The organism is Planotetraspora mira (assembly GCF_016863275.1).
Lineage (GTDB): Bacteria > Actinomycetota > Actinomycetes > Streptosporangiales > Streptosporangiaceae > Planotetraspora > Planotetraspora mira.
The window spans coordinates 95,271-114,755 of the sequence record NZ_BOOO01000027.1 but is presented as its reverse complement, the minus strand read 5'-3'; the positions used below and the strand labels follow the sequence as shown (position 1 = coordinate 114,755).

20 protein-coding genes are annotated in these 19,485 nt (G+C 70.3%); 7 read left to right on the top strand and 13 right to left on the bottom strand.

The window, feature by feature from the left end; translation table 11 throughout:
- Positions 1–77 precede the first annotated feature (77 nt).
- Positions 78–1,148: a TetR/AcrR family transcriptional regulator gene (locus Pmi06nite_RS24595; RefSeq protein WP_203955504.1), complete on the top strand. Its 1,071-nt coding sequence runs from the start codon at positions 78–80 to the stop codon at positions 1,146–1,148.
- Here Pmi06nite_RS24595 and Pmi06nite_RS24590 read toward each other — a convergent pair whose 3' ends face one another.
- Together Pmi06nite_RS24590 and Pmi06nite_RS24585 are read right to left on the bottom strand one after the other, a co-directional pair.
- On the bottom strand, positions 1,149–1,898 hold the full coding sequence (locus Pmi06nite_RS24590; RefSeq protein WP_203955469.1) for an ABC transporter permease: 750 nt from the start codon (positions 1,896–1,898) through the stop codon (positions 1,149–1,151).
- A 36-nt stretch (positions 1,899–1,934) separates the two neighbouring features.
- The gene (locus Pmi06nite_RS24585) at positions 1,935–2,900 is read right to left on the bottom strand and encodes an ATP-binding cassette domain-containing protein (protein WP_203955468.1); all 966 of its coding nucleotides are present in this window, start codon (positions 2,898–2,900) and stop codon (positions 1,935–1,937) included.
- A gap of 276 nt (positions 2,901–3,176) precedes the next feature.
- On the opposite strand from Pmi06nite_RS24585, the gene Pmi06nite_RS24580 reads away from it, so the two are divergent.
- Genes Pmi06nite_RS24580 through Pmi06nite_RS24570 form a run of 3 tightly spaced genes read left to right on the top strand, consistent with a single transcriptional unit; the run spans position 3,177 to position 4,841 of the window.
- Positions 3,177–3,611 carry a helix-turn-helix domain-containing protein gene (locus tag Pmi06nite_RS24580; RefSeq protein ID WP_203955467.1) on the top strand — a complete coding sequence of 145 codons (435 nt, stop codon included), beginning with the start codon at positions 3,177–3,179 and terminating at the stop codon, positions 3,609–3,611.
- Entirely contained in the window at positions 3,608–4,465 is an 858-nt protein-coding gene (locus tag Pmi06nite_RS24575) for an alpha/beta fold hydrolase (RefSeq protein WP_203955466.1), read from the top strand. Before Pmi06nite_RS24580 ends, Pmi06nite_RS24575 begins: the two co-directional genes overlap by 4 nt.
- Positions 4,458–4,841, top strand: a complete 384-nt coding sequence (locus Pmi06nite_RS24570; protein ID WP_203955465.1) for a DUF4180 domain-containing protein — start codon at positions 4,458–4,460, stop codon at positions 4,839–4,841. The genes Pmi06nite_RS24575 and Pmi06nite_RS24570 overlap by 8 nt, the downstream gene beginning before the upstream one ends.
- A 164-nt stretch (positions 4,842–5,005) precedes the next feature.
- On the opposite strand, the gene Pmi06nite_RS24565 is transcribed toward Pmi06nite_RS24570, so the two are convergent.
- The gene (locus Pmi06nite_RS24565) at positions 5,006–5,572 is read right to left on the bottom strand and encodes an NADPH-dependent FMN reductase (protein ID WP_203955464.1); all 567 of its coding nucleotides are present in this window, start codon (positions 5,570–5,572) and stop codon (positions 5,006–5,008) included.
- A gap of 143 nt (positions 5,573–5,715) precedes the next feature.
- On the opposite strand from Pmi06nite_RS24565, the gene Pmi06nite_RS24560 reads away from it, so the two are divergent.
- The gene (locus Pmi06nite_RS24560) at positions 5,716–6,165 is read left to right on the top strand and encodes a MarR family winged helix-turn-helix transcriptional regulator (RefSeq protein WP_203955463.1); all 450 of its coding nucleotides are present in this window, start codon (positions 5,716–5,718) and stop codon (positions 6,163–6,165) included.
- On the opposite strand, the gene soxR is transcribed toward Pmi06nite_RS24560, so the two are convergent.
- A complete protein-coding gene (gene soxR, locus Pmi06nite_RS24555) occupies positions 6,150–6,626 on the bottom strand; it encodes a redox-sensitive transcriptional activator SoxR (RefSeq protein WP_203955462.1) in 477 nt (158 codons plus the stop codon). The two genes, Pmi06nite_RS24560 and soxR, sit on opposite strands and share 16 nt — an antisense overlap.
- 119 nt (positions 6,627–6,745) lie before the next feature.
- Here soxR and Pmi06nite_RS24550 point away from each other — a divergent pair, with 119 nt between their 5' ends.
- Positions 6,746–7,594, top strand: coding sequence for an NAD(P)H-binding protein (locus Pmi06nite_RS24550; protein ID WP_203955461.1), 849 nt, complete (start codon positions 6,746–6,748; stop codon positions 7,592–7,594).
- 42 nt (positions 7,595–7,636) lie between these two features.
- On the opposite strand, the gene nicT is transcribed toward Pmi06nite_RS24550, so the two are convergent.
- Together nicT and Pmi06nite_RS24540 are read right to left on the bottom strand one after the other, a co-directional pair.
- Positions 7,637–8,710, bottom strand: a complete 1,074-nt coding sequence (gene nicT / locus Pmi06nite_RS24545; RefSeq protein ID WP_505882077.1) for a Nickel transporter NicT — start codon at positions 8,708–8,710, stop codon at positions 7,637–7,639.
- Positions 8,711–8,884: 174 nt separating this feature from the next.
- Entirely contained in the window at positions 8,885–9,727 is an 843-nt protein-coding gene (locus Pmi06nite_RS24540) for an alpha/beta fold hydrolase (protein ID WP_203955459.1), read from the bottom strand.
- A gap of 135 nt (positions 9,728–9,862) precedes the next feature.
- On the opposite strand from Pmi06nite_RS24540, the gene Pmi06nite_RS24535 reads away from it, so the two are divergent.
- Positions 9,863–10,426, top strand: coding sequence for a TetR/AcrR family transcriptional regulator C-terminal domain-containing protein (locus tag Pmi06nite_RS24535; RefSeq protein ID WP_203955458.1), 564 nt, complete (start codon positions 9,863–9,865; stop codon positions 10,424–10,426).
- Between the two features lie 70 nt (positions 10,427–10,496).
- On the opposite strand, the gene Pmi06nite_RS24530 is transcribed toward Pmi06nite_RS24535, so the two are convergent.
- The 7 genes from Pmi06nite_RS24530 to sucD form a co-directional block, all read right to left on the bottom strand.
- Positions 10,497–11,528 carry an NAD(P)/FAD-dependent oxidoreductase gene (locus Pmi06nite_RS24530; RefSeq protein ID WP_203955457.1) on the bottom strand — a complete coding sequence of 344 codons (1,032 nt, stop codon included), beginning with the start codon at positions 11,526–11,528 and terminating at the stop codon, positions 10,497–10,499.
- Positions 11,529–12,085: 557 nt separating this feature from the next.
- Positions 12,086–13,318 (bottom strand): glycerate kinase, encoded by a 1,233-nt coding sequence (locus Pmi06nite_RS24525; protein ID WP_203955456.1) that lies wholly within the window; start codon positions 13,316–13,318, stop codon positions 12,086–12,088.
- Positions 13,319–13,433: 115 nt separating this feature from the next.
- Complete coding sequence (locus tag Pmi06nite_RS24520) at positions 13,434–14,972, bottom strand: aldehyde dehydrogenase family protein (RefSeq protein ID WP_203955455.1); 1,539 nt, start codon at positions 14,970–14,972, stop codon at positions 13,434–13,436.
- Positions 14,973–14,983: 11 nt separating this feature from the next.
- The gene (gene gcl / locus Pmi06nite_RS24515) at positions 14,984–16,708 is read right to left on the bottom strand and encodes a glyoxylate carboligase (RefSeq protein ID WP_203955454.1); all 1,725 of its coding nucleotides are present in this window, start codon (positions 16,706–16,708) and stop codon (positions 14,984–14,986) included.
- Positions 16,709–16,784: 76 nt separating this feature from the next.
- Positions 16,785–17,654 carry a 2-hydroxy-3-oxopropionate reductase gene (locus tag Pmi06nite_RS24510; RefSeq protein ID WP_203955453.1) on the bottom strand — a complete coding sequence of 290 codons (870 nt, stop codon included), beginning with the start codon at positions 17,652–17,654 and terminating at the stop codon, positions 16,785–16,787.
- Entirely contained in the window at positions 17,651–18,436 is a 786-nt protein-coding gene (locus Pmi06nite_RS24505; RefSeq protein ID WP_203955452.1) for a hydroxypyruvate isomerase family protein, read from the bottom strand. Before Pmi06nite_RS24505 ends, Pmi06nite_RS24510 begins: the two co-directional genes overlap by 4 nt.
- Positions 18,437–18,527: 91 nt before the next feature.
- On the bottom strand, positions 18,528–19,412 hold the full coding sequence (gene sucD, locus Pmi06nite_RS24500) for a succinate--CoA ligase subunit alpha (RefSeq protein WP_203955451.1): 885 nt from the start codon (positions 19,410–19,412) through the stop codon (positions 18,528–18,530).
- Positions 19,413–19,485 lie beyond the last annotated feature (73 nt).

Below are 19,485 nucleotides of genomic sequence, written 5' to 3'. Positions count from 1 at the left end.
GATCAGATGATCTCATCATGTGAATGGCCACGGTATCTTGCTCCGGAACGAACGGCAACGCCGCGACGAGGGGGATCATGAGCCGGCTCACCAGGGCGGAGACGCAGGAGCGCAACCGCGCCAAGGTGCTGGCCGCCGCGAGGGCCGAGTTCACCGAGCGGGGTTTCCGCGACGCCAAGATCGACCGCATCGCCGAACGGGCCGAGCTCACCCGCGGCGCGGTGTACTCCAACTTCCCCGGCAAGCGGGCCCTCTACTTCGCCGTGCTGGCCGACCTGGCCGAACGTACGCCCGAGCCGTCACATCCCGAGCCCGGCCGCACGGCCAGGCAGGCGCTCGGCGCGTTCGCCCGCGCCTGGGTGACCCGGCTCCCCCTCGCCACGGACGCCGAGCACGGCATGGCCGGGCTCGGCAGGGACCTCATGCCCGAGGTCCTCGCCGACGAACGCGTCCGGCGTCCGTTCGCGCAGCTCATGATGCTCGACGCGATCCTGCTCGGCCTCGCCCTCGAACGGCTGGGCCCGAGGACGCCCGGCGGCCGTCTGGTGCGCACCGCGGAGGTCGCGCTCACGACCCTGCACGGCGCGAGCCAGATGGCCGCCGCCGCGCCCGGTTTCGTGGAGCCCTTCAACGTCGTGCGTGCCTGCGAGCAACTCGCCGACCTCGACCTGGGCGACCGGTGGCCGCCCCCGGCCATGGTCCCGCCCACCCGGGAAACGGACGAGGCGTGGTCGCCGCCCCCCGCGTCCGACATGGTCAGGGACGAACCCGCCCGCCTCACCGGAGACGGCGTGGTGACGGTCCTCGGCCTGCACCGGCTCTCGGCCGTCGAGGATGCGGTCCGCGCCGCGCCGGCGGGGGCGGACGTCACCGCCGTCCTCGTGACGGGCTCGCCCGGCGAGCTGGGGCAGCTGGCCCGGCTCGCCATCGCCGACTTCCGCGTGTGCCTGCACCAGGCGTTCCCGATGGCGGCGTGGCCTCGCGTGCAGGTCGTGTGCGACGAGACGGGCGCCCTCGCCGAGGCGGCGGGCGTCCCCGCGATCAGCGACGGGACCGAGACCGCCGTCCGCGTCGAGGCGGGCCGGATCGTCGCCCGCGCCGAGGGCTTCGGCGCGGGCCACGCGGCGGCGTCGATCACGCGGGGCTAGCTAGCCCGCCAGTTTCTTCATCGACGAGACCGACCAGGTCAGCGTCAGAGCGCCGAGGGCCAGCGTGAGGCCGAAGGCGAGCGGGATCGAGCCGTCGGTGAAGTCGCCGTCGAACAGCGAACGGCCCGCCTCGACCGCGTGGTAGAGCGGGTTGAAGTGGGCGACCGTCTGCATCCAATGCGGAGCCAGCGACATCGGCAACATGATGCCGGTGAGCAGGATCAGCGGCAGCGCGAAGAACTGCATGATCTGGCTCATCCCGTTTTCGTCCCGCAGCGCGAGCGCCAGGCCGTAGGAGAGCCCGGAGGCGAGCAGGCCGGTGGCCGCCATGAGCACGAGCATGACGAGCACGCCAGGAGCGCTGGCCCGCATGCCCATCAGAAAGGCCAGGCCGATCACGAGAAGCGCCTGGACGACCAGCACGAGCATGTCGCGCATGGTGCGGCCGAGCACGATCGCCGGTCGCCAGGCGGGGCTGACCGCCAGCCGTTCGAGGTAGCCGTTGCGAATCTCGTTGATCATGCCGAAGCCCACGAACAACGATCCGAACAGGGCGATCATCATCAGCACACCCGGCGTGAACAGCCGGAGCGTGTCGCCCATCGTGCCGCCGACGGTCGTGTTGGCCACGAGCGGCGCGAACAGCAACAGGTAGAGGATCGGCTGGAGGATGCCGAACAGCGGCCACACCGGATTGCGCAGGGTGAGCTTGAGCTCGTAGCCGAGGAACAACATCGTGTGTCGGAACATGGGGGTCCTATCGGTTCTTGGCCGAGTCCTGAAGTCTCAGTCGGCGTCGCGGAGGGATCGGCCGGTGTGACGGAGGAAGACGTCGTCGAGCGTCGCCCGGTCGAGGGAGATGGACTGGATGCCGAGCCCGCCGGCCTCCAGGGCGCGCAGCAGGTGCGGCAGGTTGTGCTCACCGTCGTCGACGTAGACGCGCAACGTCTCGTCCTCGGTGCGCACCTCCCTCACGTACGGCTCGGCGGACAGGAGCGCCTGGGCCGGCTCGTTCGCGGCGTCTCCCAGCCTGAGCGTGACGACGTCGCCCGCGATCTCCTTCTTCAGGTCGTCGGGCCTGCCCTCGGCGACGACCAGGCCGTGGTCGATGATGACCAGCCGGTCGCAGAGCGCGTCGGCCTCCTCCAGGTAGTGCGTGGTCAGCAACACGCTGGTTCCCTGCTTGCGCAGGGCGCGGACCTCGTCCCAGAGGTTGGCGCGGTTCTGCGGGTCGAGACCGGTGGTCGGCTCGTCGAGGAAGAACAGCGGCGGCCGGTTCACGAGCCCGATGGCGAGGGCGAAGCGACGCTTCTGTCCGCCGGAGAGCGTCTTGATCGGCCGGTCGGCGAACTCGGTCAGGCTGAAGGAGGTGAGCAGTTCCTCACTGCGGGACTCCGCCTGCTTCCGGGACATGCCTCCGAGCCGCGCGGCGAGGACGAGTCCGTCCCGTCCCGGGGCGTTCTCGTCCACGCCGCCGGCCTGGCCGACGTAGCCGATGTTCTCCCGCACCTTGCCGGGCTCCTTGGCCACGTCGTGGCCCGCGACGGTGGCGGTCCCCGCGGTGGGCGGGATGAGTGTGGCGAGCATCCTGATCGTGGTGGTCTTGCCCGCGCCGTTTGGACCGAGCACGGCGAAGATCTGCCCTGCCTCGACCTCCAGGTCGACGCCCCTGACCGCCTCGACCTGCTCGGTCTTGCCGCGACCCCGTTTGGCGGTGAACGTCTTGCGCAACCCGTGCGCTTCGATGATCACTGGTTCCTCTCCGTTCTGAGAGCCCTCATGCCGTCGGCCGTGCCGACGGGCGAAGGGGTGAATGGGCAGTGGCCGGCACCTGTCGTGGGCCCGGGCCGGCCGGCCGAGCCAAGTCTGGAGCCTCCGGCACGGGAAGAGTCAACCGAATTACGGATGATCCGTCGTGGAATCACCGGCCCCGATGGTGGTTCCGAGCATACGATGTGCCCTCAACTTCCCTAACCTTCCCTTATATGCAATCCTGTTGAGGAAGTTAAGGGATAAGGGGATGTAACGGTGCCCGACCAGCTCTATTCGGTGGACCAGGTGGCCGATCTTCTGGGCCTCCACGTGAAGACCGTTCGCGGCTACGTCCGCGACGGGCGCTTGAAGGCGGTCCGCATCGGCAGGCAGTACCGGATCGCCCGCGAGGACCTGGAGGCGTTCACCGGACATCCGGTGCCCAAGCCCGCACGGGAGGACGCGCCGCGTCACCGGCGCACCGAGGTGACCAGCGTCGTGCAGATCGACGCCGTGGACAGGGCCACGATGAACCGCCTGAGCACCTTGGTCACGGCATCCGTCGCCCATCCCCGCGACGGCGAACGAGTGCACGTCGAGATCGTCTATGACGAGGAGAGGGCCGGATTGAAGATCATCCTCCTGGGCGGGCTGGACACCACGGCGGACCTGCTCAAAATCATCGATGTCATCGTGGGAGAGCGGCCATGAACTCCCTGTACACCTCGGCGGAGGGCGCGCGGGAAGTGGAGCGGCGCTACCGCGAGTTCCTGGAGCACTGGCCGGTGCCCAGCGAGCACCTGCGCGTCCCGACCCGTGAGGGCGAGACGTTCGTCGTGTCCTGCGGACCACGGGACGCCCCGCCTCTGGTGCTGCTGCACGGGTCGAAGGCGAACACCGCGATGTGGGCGGCCGACGCCGCCGTCTGGTCCGCGCGCTTCCGCGTCCACGCGATCGACATGATCGGCGAGCCGGGTCTCAGCGCGCCGTCGCGACCCGCCCTCGGGTCGGACGCCTACGCGTCGTGGCTCGACGACGTGCTGGACGCGCTCCACGTCGAGCACGCGTCGGTCGCGGGAGTCTCGCTCGGCGGATGGCTGGCCGTCGACTACGCGACCCGGCGTCCGGAGCGGATCGACCGCCTGGTCCTGCTGTGCCCCGGCGGCATCGGCAGGCAGAAGTACGGCGTGCTGGTCGCGGCACTGCTGCTGGCGCCGTTCGGGCGACGCGGACGGCGGGCGCTGATGCGGTTCGCCCTCGGAGCCCGGCCGCCCGCGGAGCCCCACCAGGAGCCTGAGGGCGCACGGGCCCTCGCCGACTTCGTCATGCTCATCGCCCCCGTGTTCGGCGACGACCTGCTGCGGCGCCTGACCAAGCCCGTCCTGGTGATCGTCGGCGGCAGGGACACCATGCTCGACTCGTACGGCACCCGCCGGCGTATGGCGCGGAACGTGCCGCAGGCGACGGTCGACCTGCTGCCGGAGGCCGGGCACCTCCTGCGGGGACAGGCCACGCGGATCCTCGAGTTCCTGCGGGCGACGGAGGGGACCCGGCACCATGTCTGACTCGCTCCGGCACATCAGTGGTGTCCCCGTGCTCGTCTGCGAGCCTGACGGGCCGGTTCTGCGTGGCGAGCGTGACGCGCTGGACCTCATCGGCGAGGCGTTCGGCGCCGGCGCCGAGTGGGTCGCCGTGCCCGCGAGCCGTTTCTCCGAGGAGTTCTTCCGGCTTCGCACGCGCGTCGCCGGCGAGATCATCCAGAAGTTCGTCAACTACCGGCTGGGCCTGGCCGTACTCGGTGACGTGTCGCGGCACACGACCGCGAGCCCCGCTCTGCGCGACTTCGTGTACGAGAGCAACAGGGGCGCGCAGACGTGGTTCGTCCCCGACGCCGAGTCCCTCGCCAACCGGCTGGCAGGCGCCGGCTCCGCCGGCGGGTGAGGCGGCGGGGAGGGCGCCCGGCTCCCATTCTCCGTCCGCGGCCCGAACGATGAAGCCGCCCCCCGCGGTGTGTTTCACCACGGGGAACGGCTTCACCCGGCGACGCCGCGGTACGGCGCGCCCGACGGCGTCACCACGGTACGGCGCGCCGTTGTCCGGGAACCTCAGACGGCCGGCGCGCGGAGCGGCTCCAGGGCGCGGCTCCAGGCGACCAGCTGGTCGAACAGGGTGGTGAGGTTGTCCTCGTGGTAGGCCGCCGGGGTGAAGATGTGGTAGTTCTCGAAGTCCGTGGCCAGCGACAGCGCCACCTGCGCGCGCACGTCCGCGATCTGCAGCTCGGCCATGATCAGGCGAAGGTGCTCCACTGCCCGGGTGCCGCCGACGGAGCCGTAGCTGACGAAGCCGGCCGCCTTGTTGTTCCACTCGCCGTACAGGAAGTCAATGGCGTTCTTCAGGGCGCCGGACGTGGAGTGGTTGTACTCCGGCGTCACGAAGATGTAGCCGTCGTAGGACGCGATCTTCGCGGCCCACTCGTGGGTGTGCGGCTGGGAGTACTGGCCCATCGACGGGGGGATGGCCTCGTCGAGGTGGGGCAGGTTGTAGTCCTTCAGGTCGACCAGCTCGAACTGGGCGTCGGTGCGCTTGCTGGCGTGCTCGTGGACCCACTTGGCCACAGCCTCGCCGTTGCGGCCGGGGCGGGTGCTGCCGATGATGATCGCGATCTTGGTCACGGAAGATGCACTCTCTTTCAGGCCGGGGCGCTCGCCCGTTCGGGGGGACGAATGGGCAGGTCAAGGCGGCGCGCCCCAACTAGTTGCTGAACTAACTAAAAGGTAGCACGGTCGTTGCTTAGTCAAAGAAGTAGACTGGGGCCATGGCAGCCACACACCCCCAGCCCCTGTCAGCTCAGGAAGAGGCCGCCTGGCGGGCGCTGGCTCAAGCGATGGTCGTCCTTCCGCGCGCCCTGGACGCCGACCTCATGGCCAGCCATGGCATGAGCGTGAGCGAGTACGGCGTGCTGGTGCAATTGTCCGAGGCGCCCGACCGGCAGCTCCGAATGAGCGAGCTGGCGTCGGTACGCAGCTTCACCCCCGCCGGGATGACGCGCATCGTCGACCGGCTCGCCGCCCACGGATTCGTCGAGCGCCGCAAGTGCGCCGAGGACGGCAGAGGATCGTTCGCGGTGCTCACCGAGGCCGGGTTCCGCCGTCTTGAGGACGCCTACCCGAGCCATCTCGCGAGCGTTCGCCGTCACGTCATAGACCACGTCGACCCGGCCGACCTCGACGCGTTCATCCGGGCCCTGAGTCACATCCGGGAGTAGGCGGAGGGCTGATCCCGGTCCCCCGCGTCGTCGACGGCCCGATCGGCCGCGTCCGCGCCCGGGTTCACCAGGGCGCACCGGTCGAACGCCAGACAGCCGCAGTTCGCGCAGCCGCCGAACGCCTCGCGGGCGCGCTCCAACCGCGATATGCGCTCGTCGAGGTGTGTGCTCCAGCACTGGGCGGCCCTGATCCAGAACCCCTTGGTCGGAGCGGCGCCTTCGGGAAGGAACGCGAGGACTTCCCCGATCATCGCCAGCGGCACGCCGGCGCTCTGCGAGGCGCGGATGAACGCGATCCTCCCCAGTGCCGCCCTGCCGTACCTGCGCTGGTTCCCTGGGGTGCGGCGGCTTTGGAGCAGGCCCTGCCGCTCGTAGAACCGCAGCGTCGTCGCCGGCACACCGCTGCGTCCTGCCAGCTCGCCGATCGTCAGCTCGCCGGCCTCCCTCGGTAACGACGTCACGCGATCACCCTAGCTTGACTTACACCATTGTTTAAGTCCGAGCCTTTCCCTGAGGTTCCCGCGCGGGTTCCTCCCGCCGGCCGATGCGGCCGGCGGTCTCGACATATGAGGGGATTCCCATGCCTGATTTCCTGGTGATCGGCGCCACCGGCAACGTGGGGAGGCACGTCGTCTCCCATCTGCGGGACGCCGGAGCCGGCGTACGGGCCCTTGCCCGCAGGCCGACGGCCGGAGGTCTCCCCGCCGGAGTGCGCGCCGTCCAGGGCGACCTCACCGATCCGGGCACGCTCGACGCCGCGCTGGACGGGGTGACGTCGGTCTTCCTGCTCTGGCCGTTCCTGACCGCCGAGGCGGCGCCCGCGGTGGTGGACGCACTCGCCGGGCACGCCCGCCATGTCGTCTACTTCTCCGCGATGTCGGTGCGCGACGACCTGGAACCCGAGGAGAACGGGATCTGGGGCGAGGTCGAGCACCTCATCGAGCGGTCGACGCTCGACTGGACCTTCCTCCGCGTGGGCGGCCTCGCGGCCAACACCCTCGGGTGGGCGGACCAGATCCGCGCCGAGGGCGTCGTGCGATGGCCGTACGGCGCGGCGCCCCGGTCGCTGATCCACGAGCGGGACATCGCGGCCGTGGCGGCGCGAGCCCTCCTCGAGGACGGCCACGCGGGCGCGAAATACGTCCTCACGGGACCGGAGTCGGTCACTCAGGCCGATCAGGTGCGCATCATCGGCGAGGAGATCGGCCGGTCCGTGCGCTGGGAGGAGTTGCCCCCTGAGCAGGCGCGGGAGCAACTGCTGACCTCGTGGGGCGACCCCGCCTTCGTCGACGGCGCGCTGGGGTACTGGGCCTCGCTCGTCGCCGAGCCGGAGCGGGTGACGCACACGGTGGAGGAGGTCACGGGCACCCCGGCGCGGACGTTCCGCGAATGGGCGCGCGAGCACGCCGGCGACTTCTCCCCCGTGTGACCGCACCCGGCGCGTCCGCGCTCAGGAGTGAGCGCGCCGGGGTCACGCGTCGGCGTCGGCCGGCCGCACCGAGGCCGACCATCGCTGCTCGATCCGACCGAAACGCCAGACGGCCAGCGCGACGACCCAGGTGAGCACGAACAGCGCGACGATCCCGTAACCCACGTAGTTCAGGTCGAGACCGGCGATCGCGGCCAGCGGGCCGGTCTCGATCCCGAGCTTGTCCGCCAGCAGCCCGAGTAGTTCGACCGCTCCGATGATGACCGCGACCGCGACCGACAGCGCCGTGATCGTGATGTTGTAGTAGACCTTGCGGACCGGCTTGGAGAAGGCCCAGCCGTACGCGAAGTTCATGAAGCAGCCGTCGATGGAGTCGAGCAGGCTCATCCCGGCGGCGAACAACACGGGCAGCGTCAGCACGGCGTACCAGGGCAGGTTGAACACGGCCGCGCCGCCGGCGAGGACCAGCAGGGACACCTCGGTGGCCGTGTCGAATCCCAGCCCGAACAGCAGGCCGATCGGATACATGTGCCAGGGCTTGCGCACCGCCTTGGTGGCGCCGGACAGGATCCGGTTCATGAACCCGCGCTTGTTGAGCTGCTCCTCCAGGGCTGCTTCGTCGAAGGCGCCCCTGCGCATCTGACGGAACACCTTGAGGATCCCCCACAGGACCACCGTGTTGATCAGCGCGATGATCACGAGGAAGACGCCCGACACGAGCGTGCCGATGAGCCCGGTCACGTTCTGCAGGGTGGAGGACTCGCTCTCGACCTGGCCGGCCAGGGTCCGCACGCCGAGGCTCAGGAGCAGGCACAGGCCGAACACGATCGAGGAGTGGCCGAGGGAGAACCAGAACCCCACGGAAAGGGGGCGCTGCCCGTCGGCCATCAGCTTCCTGGTCGTGTTGTCGATGGCGGCGATGTGGTCGGCGTCGAAGGCGTGCCGCATGCCCAGCGTGTACGCGGTGAGGCCCAGGCCCACGGTGAAGGCGCCGGACGCACCGAGCTGGTAGTGCTGCGGGACGACCAGCGCGAGGAGGGAGAACCAGCCGGCGATGTGCAGGGCGATGACGAAGGCCGCCATTCCCGCTATGCGAATCCACTCCTCGCGCGACATCCCCGACATTCGGCGCCTTATTGTGGCCGCCGTACTTCCCATAGGAGCCCCCCTCCGGACATTCCGGATATTAGGGCTATTGCAAGTTCTTTGCAATTGGGAACCGGCTGTGGAACGACACCGTCGCCGACGCCGACGCGAAGGCCGCGCTGACGAACCACGGCAAGGCGCCCGTCATCGCGCGCCGAAGAAGTCACGCAGAGCCTGGGCCACCACGAGGGGGTCGTCGTCCGGCGCCGAGTGCCCGACGCCCGGCAGAGTGATGCTCCGCGCATGCGGCACCACGGCGGCGAGTCTCTGCAGCGCGGCGTCGAAGTAGGCGGGACTCCTCGTCCCGCCGAGGAGCAGCACGCTCGCCCTGAGCGTGGCGTAATCCTCGAGGGTGTCGGCCACTTCCCTGATGATGTGCATGTCGTAGTGCTGCGTGGGGACGAGTTCGGCGACGGGCACGTCGTCTTCCGGAAGGTCGCGCCGCAGGCCCGAGCCGAACGCCATGAGCGGCACGAGGACGAATCGCGGGACGCGCACGAACACCGGTTCTGCGCCCAGGCCCTTCATCACCGTGACCAGGGCTGAGCCGATCTTGCCCGCGGCGACCTCCCGGTCGTAGCGCGGCACCCAGTCCATCGGCACCGAACCCGCCAGAGACAACGGGGGCTCGTACAGGGCGAGCCGGTCGATCTCGGGCATGACGAGGGCCGTGCGCAGCGCGACGAGCGCACCTGAGCTCAGGCCGAAGACCCGCGTGGCCTCGGTCTCCGCGACCAGCGCCTGGAGGTCTTCGACCTCCCGCGTGACGCCGAAGTCGTCCCCGTGGGGTCCGCTGAGCCCGCGTCCACGCCGGTCGGGCACGTGGACGGTGAAATCGTCCGACAGGGCGCCGGCGAGCTTCATGAGGTGCTGCGCGGCCAGCATCCCGCCGTGCATGAGGATCAGTCCGGGGCCGCGGCCGACTCGCCGGTACCCGATCGCCGTCCCGTCGCCCGAACGAACCTGGCCTTTGGTGTATCCGTGCACCGCAATCCCTCCGTCGATGTGATCGATGCGCGGTGACCCCAGGGTCACCACCCTCGACCGCCCACGTGAACAACGTTCACGTGTACATTGTTCACGTACGAGGAGCCGAACTGTCAACCCGATCAGGAGGACCCAGTGGGAGAGCGGCGCGCCCAGGTGCTTCAGGCGGCGATCGAGTTGCTCGACGAGGTCGGCCTGGACGGGCTGACCATGCGGCTTCTGGCGAGCCGGCTGGGAGTGCGGGCAGGCGCCCTGTATCGGCACTACGCCAGCAAGCAGGCCCTGCTGGACGCCATGGTCGCGCACCTGGCCACGGCACCGGCCGACGCCGGCCCGTCCCCCGACAGCCCCTGGGACGAGCGGCTGCGCGGGGTCGCGACCGGCCTGCGCGAGGTCATGCTGGCCCACCGCGACGGCGCGCGCCTCATGTCCACCTTTCACCACCCGGGTGGCGAGGCCGTCGCCACTTTCCACGGGCTCGTCGCCACCCTGGCCGCCGCGGGCGTCCCCGCGGACACGGCCGTCGTCGCCATGGACACCGTCCTGGCCTACGTCAACGGCTACACGATCGAGGAACAGGCCCGCGAGGCCGTCACCGGCGCCCGGACGAGAGAACGTCGCGACCGCGCATTCGGCGACGGCCTCGAATTGATCATCGCCGGCATCAGGGGATTTGCCGCGCTGTCCGATTCTCGTTGAGGCGACCGCCACGAAGCTCGGCATTCCCGGCGTCGCCGCCGGTGTGGGGTCGGGCGGCAGGCCCGCCCTGTCAGAGGCCGTGCCGGCGATCGCCGAGCACGGCCTCGCAGACCTCGCGTTCCATCGCCGCGGAGAACGGAGCCCGGCGGGCGGCCACCGCGCGGCGCGTCTCCTCGGCGATCAGGTCGGCGTTGATCGCCGCACCGGCGCGCACACCCGCGGCGGCTGAGCCGATGACCTGATCCATCAGGTTGGCCACGTTGCCGGCCACCCACACACCGGGCACGCCGGTGGCTCCTGACGGGTCGGCGGCGATGTAACTGCCGATCACGTGGCCGCCCATCTCCTGGTCTGTCGTCTCGAGGCCGAGACCGGTGAGCAACTCGGCCCGTGCGGTGAACCGCGGAGTCGTCGCGAGAGCCCTGCGGGAGACCACCCGGCCGCCTGCCAGCCGTACGCCGGTGAGTCTGTCATCCTCGACCTCGAGTCCGGTCACCTGTCCTTCCACCACGGCGACGTCGCGGGCGGCCAGTCGTTCCCGCTCGTCGTCGGTGGGCGCGGGCGCCGTGTGGAGGAAGAGGATCACGTCCTTGCTCCACTGCCGCCACAGGAGCGCCTGGTGGACCGCCATCGGGCCGGTGGCGATGACGCCGATCGGTTCGTCGCGCACCTCCCAACCATGGCAGTACGGGCAGTGCAGCACGTCGCGTCCCCACCGCTCCGCCAGCCCGGGCACCTGAGGCAGCTCGTCGACCAGACCGGTGGTCACCAGCAACCGGTCCGCGGCCACCGTCGACCCGCCTTCGAGCACGACCAGGAAGCCTCCGGCGTCCTGGCGCTCGGCCGCCACGACGTGGCCCTTCACGACCTCCCCGCCGTAACCGGCCACCTCGGCGCGGCCCGTGGCCAGCAACTCCGAGGGCGGCGTCCCCTCACGGGCCAGGTAGGTGTGCACCTGCGCGGCCGGGGCGTTGCGCGGCCGTCCGCCGTCGATCACCAGCACAGAACGACGTGCCCGTGCCAGGGTGAGGGCCCCGCTGAGGCCGGCCGCTCCCCCGCCGACGACCACGACGTCATAACGCTGTACTTCTTCTGCGGTCATGGGTTGTACCTCCATTCGCCGAAATGGTCGGCGACTGAGGCGGCAGCTGGCAAAGTTTGTTGCCATACCGGCAAGCCAACACATGATGACGCGTGATCATGCACAGGTTCGTGATCATGGCCACCAACCTGCCCCTCCCTAGTTGGTGATCATGCACAGGTTCGGCGAAAGCCCCACTGAACTGCGCCTTCACCCGGCGTGATCATGCACAGGTTCGGTGAAGGCCCTGTCTGCCTGGACGTTCCCACTCCGTGATCATGCGCAGATTCGCATTCACCCCTGCCGACCTGCACTTGAGGGCCACGCGATCATGCATTCACCCCATCGCCACGCAACCGCCAAACGCCCCCAAGGCCAGCACTCCGTCCAGGAACGCCCCTCGAAGACCATCTGCATGATCACGCAGGGTGTTTCCCCTGGTCCGCCCACCTCTCGGCGAGCTTGCGCATGATCACGACGCGAGAATGGCCAGGCAGGCAGGGCCTGCACCGAATCTGTGCATGATCACGCCGGGTGAAGGCGCAGGTGGGAGCACTTGATCACGAACCTGTGCATGATCACGGCAAATGGGTGGCGGCGATGGTGTGGGCGACGCGTTCGAGCAGCGGTCCCGCCTCGGCGATGCAGCGCCGGACGTCGGACTCGATGTCGGTCAGGGCGTAGACCGCCTCGATCCCCACCGCCTGAAGCTCGGCGTCGCCGATGGACCGCCGTCCGCACACGGCCACGACCGGCACCCCGTGCTTGGCGGCCGCCGCCGCGACGCCCACGGGGGTCTTGCCGCGCAACGACTGTTCGTCGATCGATCCCTCTCCCGTGACGACCAGGCGTGCGCCTTCGACCTGCCGGTCGAACTCCAGCAACTCGAGGAGGTATCCGATCCCGGGGCGGATCTCCGCCCCCAGGAAGGCGAGCGCGGCGAAACCCACTCCCCCTGCCGCCCCGGCTCCTGGGCGGCCGGCCACCCCCATGCTCCGCACAACGCCGTCGTGCTCGATCGATCCCGTGAGACCGTGCGTGTGCACCGCGACCGCGGCCAGCCTGGCCAGCCCCTTCTCCAGGACCGCCACATCCTGCGGCGAGGCCCCCTTCTGCGGGCCGTAGACGGCGGCCGCGCCGTACGGCCCGAGCAGCGGATTGTCCACATCGCTCGCGACGACGAACTCCACCCCGCCGACGCCGGTTCCTCCCCCCGCTGGGTCGCCCGGGGCCGGCTGAGCGAGCGCCGACACATCGATCCTGTCGAGACGCCGCAGCGCGGCGCCGCCGAAGGGCAACTCCTCGCCGTCCTCGTCCAGCAGCCGCGCGCCCAGCGCCTGCACCATGCCCGCTCCCCCGTCGGTGCAGGCGCTGCCGCCCAGCCCGAGGACGATCCTCGTCGCGCCGTGCCGTACGGCATGGGCGATGAGCTCCCCGGTCCCGTAACTGGTCGCGGTGAGCGGGGCGGGCGCACCGGGCAGCCTCCGCAGCCCTGACGCCTCCGCGAGCTCGATCACCGCCACCCTGCCGCCAGGCCGGGGGGACGCCGTGCTTTCGTCCGCCGCGTCATGAGGCTCGTCGCGCACGGCGTACGAAGCGGGGACCGGCTCCCCCGTCGGGCCGGTCACCTCGACCTCGACCCGGGTGAAGCCGGAGGCCACCACGGCGTCCACCGTTCCTTCGCCGCCGTCGGCCACCGGCAGCCCCACCACCGGCACCCTCCCCAGCCCCGCCGCCACATGGGCGACCACCTGGGGCGCGGTCAGCGACCCCCTGAACTTGTCCGGCGCGATGACGACGTGGCCCTTCATGGTCCCCTTCTTGCGGCTCGGCGGTGATGACGCCGTCCATCATCCCGCCGGGTCCCGGTGCGTGCGCACCAGAACCCCGGCCCGGGAACACCTTTTGACGCGAGGCGTGCGCTCCCTAGTGGGGCAGGCCGGTGTAGCCGGGGAAGTTGCCGGGCAGGCGTTCGCCCTCCGGCCCGAGCGTGACGGCCCTGACCAGCAACTCCCCTCCGACGAACGCTCCGCGCCACGAGGCGCCGAGACCGCCGAACAACTCCTCCCGGTCTCCTCGCGAGCGAGGCGCGTTGACCCCCACCTTGAAGGCGCGCACCTCGGAGGCCAGCCGCATGGCGGTCTCCTCCTCGTCACAGGAGATGGTCGCCACCAGCGCGCCGTTGCTGGCGTTCATCGCGGCCAGCAACTCCGCCTCGGTGTCGACCACCACGATGGTGTCGACCGGCCCGAACGGCTCCGCGTGACGCAGGGGCGACGAGCCGGGCGGTGCCAGGATCGCCACAGGCGCCAGGTACGCGGAGGTGTCCTGGCCGGGAAGGAACCGGCCGTCGGCCAGCGAACCCCGGTAGAGCGGCACCCCGCCCTTCGTGATCGCCTCGTCGACCTGGTCGGCCAGGTCCTTCACCTTGGTGTTGTTGATGAGCGGGCCGAAGTCGAGCTCCGGCAGCGGGTCGTCGGGCGACTCCACCGCGAGCGGATGCCCGAAGCGGACCGATCGGACAGCCGGGAGGTAGGCCGCCAGGAAGTCGTGGAACAACGCGCGCTGGACGATGAACCGCGGGTAGGCGGTGCACCGCTGCTTGCCGTAGTCGAAGGTCTTGCGGATCTGGCCCGCCAGCCGGTCCCAGTCGCTGTACTCCCAGACCCCCCAGCAGTTGAGGCCCTCCTGTTCCAGGATGTGCCTCCTGCCGAGGTCGGCGAGCGACGTCGCGACCTTGGCCCCCGCGTCGCGCCCCCCGACGAACGAGACGCACCCGAGTTCCCGGCTGCGGACCAGTGCCGGGGACAGCTCGGCGCCTCCGCCGCTCACCAGGGTGATCGGCAACCCCTCGCTCACGGCCAGTGCGCACGCGAGGGTGAGGCACGCGAGCCCGCCGTCCGTGGGCGTCTTCGCGATCGCGGCGTTGCCCGCGAGGGTCTGCACCAGCATCGCGTGCATGAGCACGCTCAGCGGATAGTTCCAGCTCGCGATGTTGCTGACCGGCCCCTGCAGCGGGGCGCGCCCCTCCACCATGGAGTCGACCTCGTCGACGTACCAGCGCACCCCTTCGATGCACCGGTCCACGTCGGCGAGGGCGAGCTTCCAGGGCTTGCCGATCTCCCACACCAGCAGCAGGGCCAGCAGCTCCCGGTGCGCGGTCATCGCGTCCAGCGTGGCCGCCACACGAGCTTTGCGCTCGGCGAGCGGCACGTGCCGCCACTGCTGGTGCTCGTCGAGGCTCGCGCGCACCGCCCTCGACGCGGTGGACCGGTCGAGGCGCGGGGGGCCCGCGATGGTGGTCCCGTCGACGGGCGACGCCGCCGGCGCCGGGCGGCCGTCACGCTGCCACATCCCGGCCCAGTGGTTGAGCACCCTGTCGTCGTGGAAGGCTTCCGGCGCCGCCGTACGGCATCGGCTGTAGGCGTCGGTCCAGGTGGTGCCGGGCTTGAGCAGGAGTGGCATGCGCGTTCTCCTCAGTCGGACCAGTCGATGGCGAGGGCGAGTTCCGGGAGCGGTTCGAACTCCTTGATCGCGTCGAGGGACGGCCCCATGGCGGCGTTGGCCTCGCGTTCGACCATCACCTCGACCAGCACGGGCAGTTGTGCGTGCTCCGCCTCGGCGGTGGCCCAGGCGAGGGCGTCGCGGATGTCGCCGGGCACCTCGACCCTGCGCGCGGGACAGCCGAAGGCCTCCATGACCTTCACATGGTCGATCCCGCCTTCGCCGTAGTGGAGGTCCACGGCGTAGTTCATGTCGTACGGCAGTTCGGCCTGCCGGATCAGCCCGAGGTACTCGTTGTTGATCATCACGATCACGAACGGGATGCGGTACTGCGCGGCGACCGCGACCTCCTCCATCAGGAACTGGAAGGAGTAGTCGCCGACGACGGCCACGACCTGCCGGTTCGGATAGGCGCACTTGACGCCCATCGCGGCCGGCACCTCCCAGCCCAGCGGTCCCGCCTGCCCGCACACGAGGTAGCGCCGGGGAAGGTAGGTCTTCTGGAACTGCCCCGACCAGATCTGGTAGAGGCCGATCGCGGTGACGAAGGTCGTGTCCTGGCCGAAGAACTCGTTGATCTCCTTGAAGACTCGGGGCGGCTTGATCGGCACGTCGTCGAAGTCGTCCCGTCGCGGCAGCGCCGTGCGCAGCTTCTCGACCTTCTTCACCCAGCGTCCCGGCTTCCTCTGCGGGGTGTGGCGCCGGGCCTCCTCGCTGAGGGCGGCCAGCGTCGGCCGCGCGTGGCCGACCAGCCCCAGGTGGGGCTCGAAGACCTTCCCGATCTGGGTGGGCTCGATGTCGGCGTGGATGAAGGTGCGGCCCTTCCTGTAGACGTCCAGGTCTCCGGTGTGCCGGTCGCCGAAGCGCGCGCCGACCGCCAGGACCAGGTCGCTCTCCAGGAACGCCGCGTTCCCCCAGCGGGTCTGGGTCTGGATTCCGGCCATGCCCGCGAAGAGGGGATGGTCCTCGGGGAAGGCGCCCTTGCCCATGAGGGTGACCTGGACCGGCACCTGCAGGTGCTCGGCGAGGGCGCGCAACTCGGCCGACGCGTCCCCGATGACGACGCCGCCACCGGCGAGGATCAACGGCCGCTGCGCCTCCATCAGCAGGTCGACGGCCGCCCGGACGGCCTCCGCCCGCGGCTCGGGCACGTCGACCGGGAACGGGCCGTCGAGCTCGGGGTCGTAGAGGCAGGTCCCGCGTTGCACGTCGATCGGCAGGTCGATGAGGACAGGCCCCGGACGGCCGGAGCGGGCGATGCGGAAGGCCTCGCGGAACACCCAGGGGGCCTGTGCGGGCTCCTTGAGCTGCACCGCCCACTTGGTCACCGGCTTGGCGATCTCCACGATGTCGACGGCCTGGAACGACTCCTGGTGCAGCTTGCTCCGCATCGCCTGACCGGTGATGCAGATCATGGGGATCGAGTCCGCCAGCGCGGTGTACAGCCCGGTGATCATGTTCGTGCCGGCCGGTCCCGACGTGCCGATGCAGACGCCGACGTTGCCGGTCACGCGGGACCAGCCGTCGGCCGCGTGGGTGCCGCCCTCCTCGTGCCGGACCGTGATGTGCCGGATGGAGCTGTGCTGCAGCGCGGCGTAGAGCGGCAGGATGGCCGCGCCGGGGATGCCGAAGACGGTGTCGACGCCCTCGGACTCCATGACGGCGACCGCCGCCTCCATGCAGGGGATCCGCTTCACCTGGCCTCCCCCGAGAATATGCGCGGGAGCGTGCGCGAAGTCGTGCGGCGCGTGTCGGTTGTCGCGCTTCGCTCGTTCACGAGTTGATCCTTTCGATCACCTTGAGCAGTGCGGAATGGTCGAGCGACCCGTGGCCCTGCGCCTTCGCCGCGGCGACAAGCTGGGCGACCAGGCCGGTGAGCGGCAGGGACACCCCCGCCTCACGGGCGGCCGCGACCGCGATGCCCATGTCCTTGTGGTGGAGGTCGATCCGGAAGCCGGGCGCGAACTCGCGCTTGATCATGGATTGGCGCTTGAGATCGAGGATGCGGGAGCCGGCCAGCCCCCCGGCGAGCACGTCCATGCCGGGGCCGGGATCGACCCCCGAGGCCTCCAGCAGGACGATCGCCTCGGCCACCAGGCCGTAGATCCCGCCGACCACCAGTTGGTTGGCGGCCTTGACCGTCTGGCCGGCGCCGTGCGGCCCGACGTGCACGATGGTCGTGCCGAGGTGACCGAGGATCTCGCGGGCCGCCTGGAAGTCCTCGGCCCGGCCGCCCACCATGATCGACAATGTGCCGTCCACGGCACCGCGCTCCCCGCCGCTCACGGGCGCGTCGAGCACGCTGACACCCCTGTCCGCGGCCTCCTGCGCGACCTTGCGTGAGGTCTCCGGCTTGATGGTGCTCGCGTCGATGTACAACAACCCGGGCTTGGCATGCGCGAGCAGGCCGTCCTCGCCGAAGGCGACCTCCTCCACCTGGGGGGAGTCGGGCAGCATGGTGATGGCCACATCGGCGCCGGCCACCGCCTCGGCGACGCTCGCGGCGGTTTTGCCGCCGATCGCGGCCAGGGCGGCGAGCCGTTCGGCGCTGACGTCGTAGCCGACGACCGTGTAGCCGGCCCGCACCAGATGGGCCGCCATCGGGCTGCCCATGATCCCGAGCCCGACGAATGCGATGTTCATCCGTTCCTCCATGCGAAGCTCTCGGCGCTCGCGCCGACGGGCCGGTACTCGAGACCGACGTGGCCGCGGTATCCCACGGCCTCCAGGCGCTCGAAGATCTGCTTGTACGGCATGGCCCCGGTCCCCGGCTGGCCCCGTCCGGGGTCGTCGGCGATCTGGACGTGACCGAACCTGGCGGAGTGCGTGTCGATGAGGGCGATCACGTCCTCGCCCATCCGGTGCAGGTGGTAGAGGTCGGCCAGGAAGGCGAGGTTCGGGGCGCCCACCTCGTCGATCACCTCGAACGCCCCGGCGGACGACCAGATCGGATAGTGCGGGTTCTCGTGGGAGTTGATCGCTTCGACGACCACCGTGGCGCCGATCCCCGCAGCGGCCTGCGCCGCGAGGGAGAGGTTGGACAGGGCCAGGTCGCGTTGCGCCTGCGCGGGCTCGCCGGGTACGCGGTTGCCGTAGAGCGCGTTGAGCACCCGGCAGCCCAGTGCGCCGGCCAGGCCGACCGCGACGTCGATGTTCGCGCGGAACCGCGCCGACCCGTCCGGCCGGGACAGCAGGCCCCGGTCGCCCGCGGCCATGTCGCCGGCGTCGAAGTTCAGCCCGGCGAGACGGACGCCGGCGTCCTCGATCGCCCGCTGGAGCCGGTCGAGTTCACGCTGCTCGGGAACCGGACCGCTGAAAGGCCACCACAGCTCCACCGCGTCGAACCCCGCCTTGGCCGCCGCGGCCGGACGTTCCAGCAGCGGCAGCTCGGTGAAGAGGATGGAGAGGTTGACGTCGAACTTCACGATGCCTCCAGGAACGTCACGATGCCTCCGACGGTGGTCGCCATGGGCCGGAGCCCGGCGCGATGGGCCGATCCGCGGAAGACGCGGTTTCTCAGCGGGTCTGGACGGTGTCTCTCATGAGGCGGGCGGTCTCGCTGGGGGTCTTGCCGACGCGGACGCCGACCTTCTCCAGCGCTTCCTTCTTGGCCTGGGCCGTACCGGCCGAACCGGACACGATCGCGCCCGCGTGACCCATGGTCTTGCCCTCGGGCGCGGTGAACCCCGCCACATAGGCCACGACCGGCTTGGTCACGTGCTGCTCGATGTAGGCCGCCGCCCGCTCCTCGGCGTCGCCGCCGATCTCACCGATCATCACGATCGCGTCGGTGCCCGGGTCGTCCTGGAACGCCTGCAGCGCATCGATGTGCGTCGTCCCGATGACCGGGTCACCGCCGATGCCCACCGCCGTCGAGAAACCGATGTCCCGCAGCTCGTACATGAGCTGGTAGGTCAGCGTGCCCGACTTCGACACCAGGCCGATACGGCCGGCGGAGGTGATGTCGGCCGGGATGATGCCGGCGCTGGCCTGCCCGGGGCTGATCAGGCCGGGGCAGTTGGGCCCGATGATCCTGGTCCTCCCCGTGGCCTGGGCACGTGCCCAAAAGCGCAGCGTGTCGTGGACGGGAACGCCCTCGGTGATCACCACGCAGAGCGGGATCTCGGCGTCGACGGCCTCCTCGACCGCGCCTCTGGCGAATCTCGGGGGCACGAAGACCACGGAAACGTCGGCGCCGGTCTCGGCCATCGCCTCGGCCACCGAGCCGAAGACGGGCACCCGGCGCTCAGCGAAGTCCACCGCCTGCCCGCCCTTGCCGGGAGTCACCCCGGCCACGATGTCGGTCCCCGCCGCGAGCATCCGGGCGGTGTGGCGGGTGCCCTCCGCGCCGGTCATGCCCTGGATGAGCACCTTGCTGTCCTTGGTCAAGAAGATCGCCATCGTCGCTGCTCCTCTCCGCGGCGCACGTCGGTCGTACGGGCGTCGCTGCCGGCGTTCACTTCGGCGCTCCTGG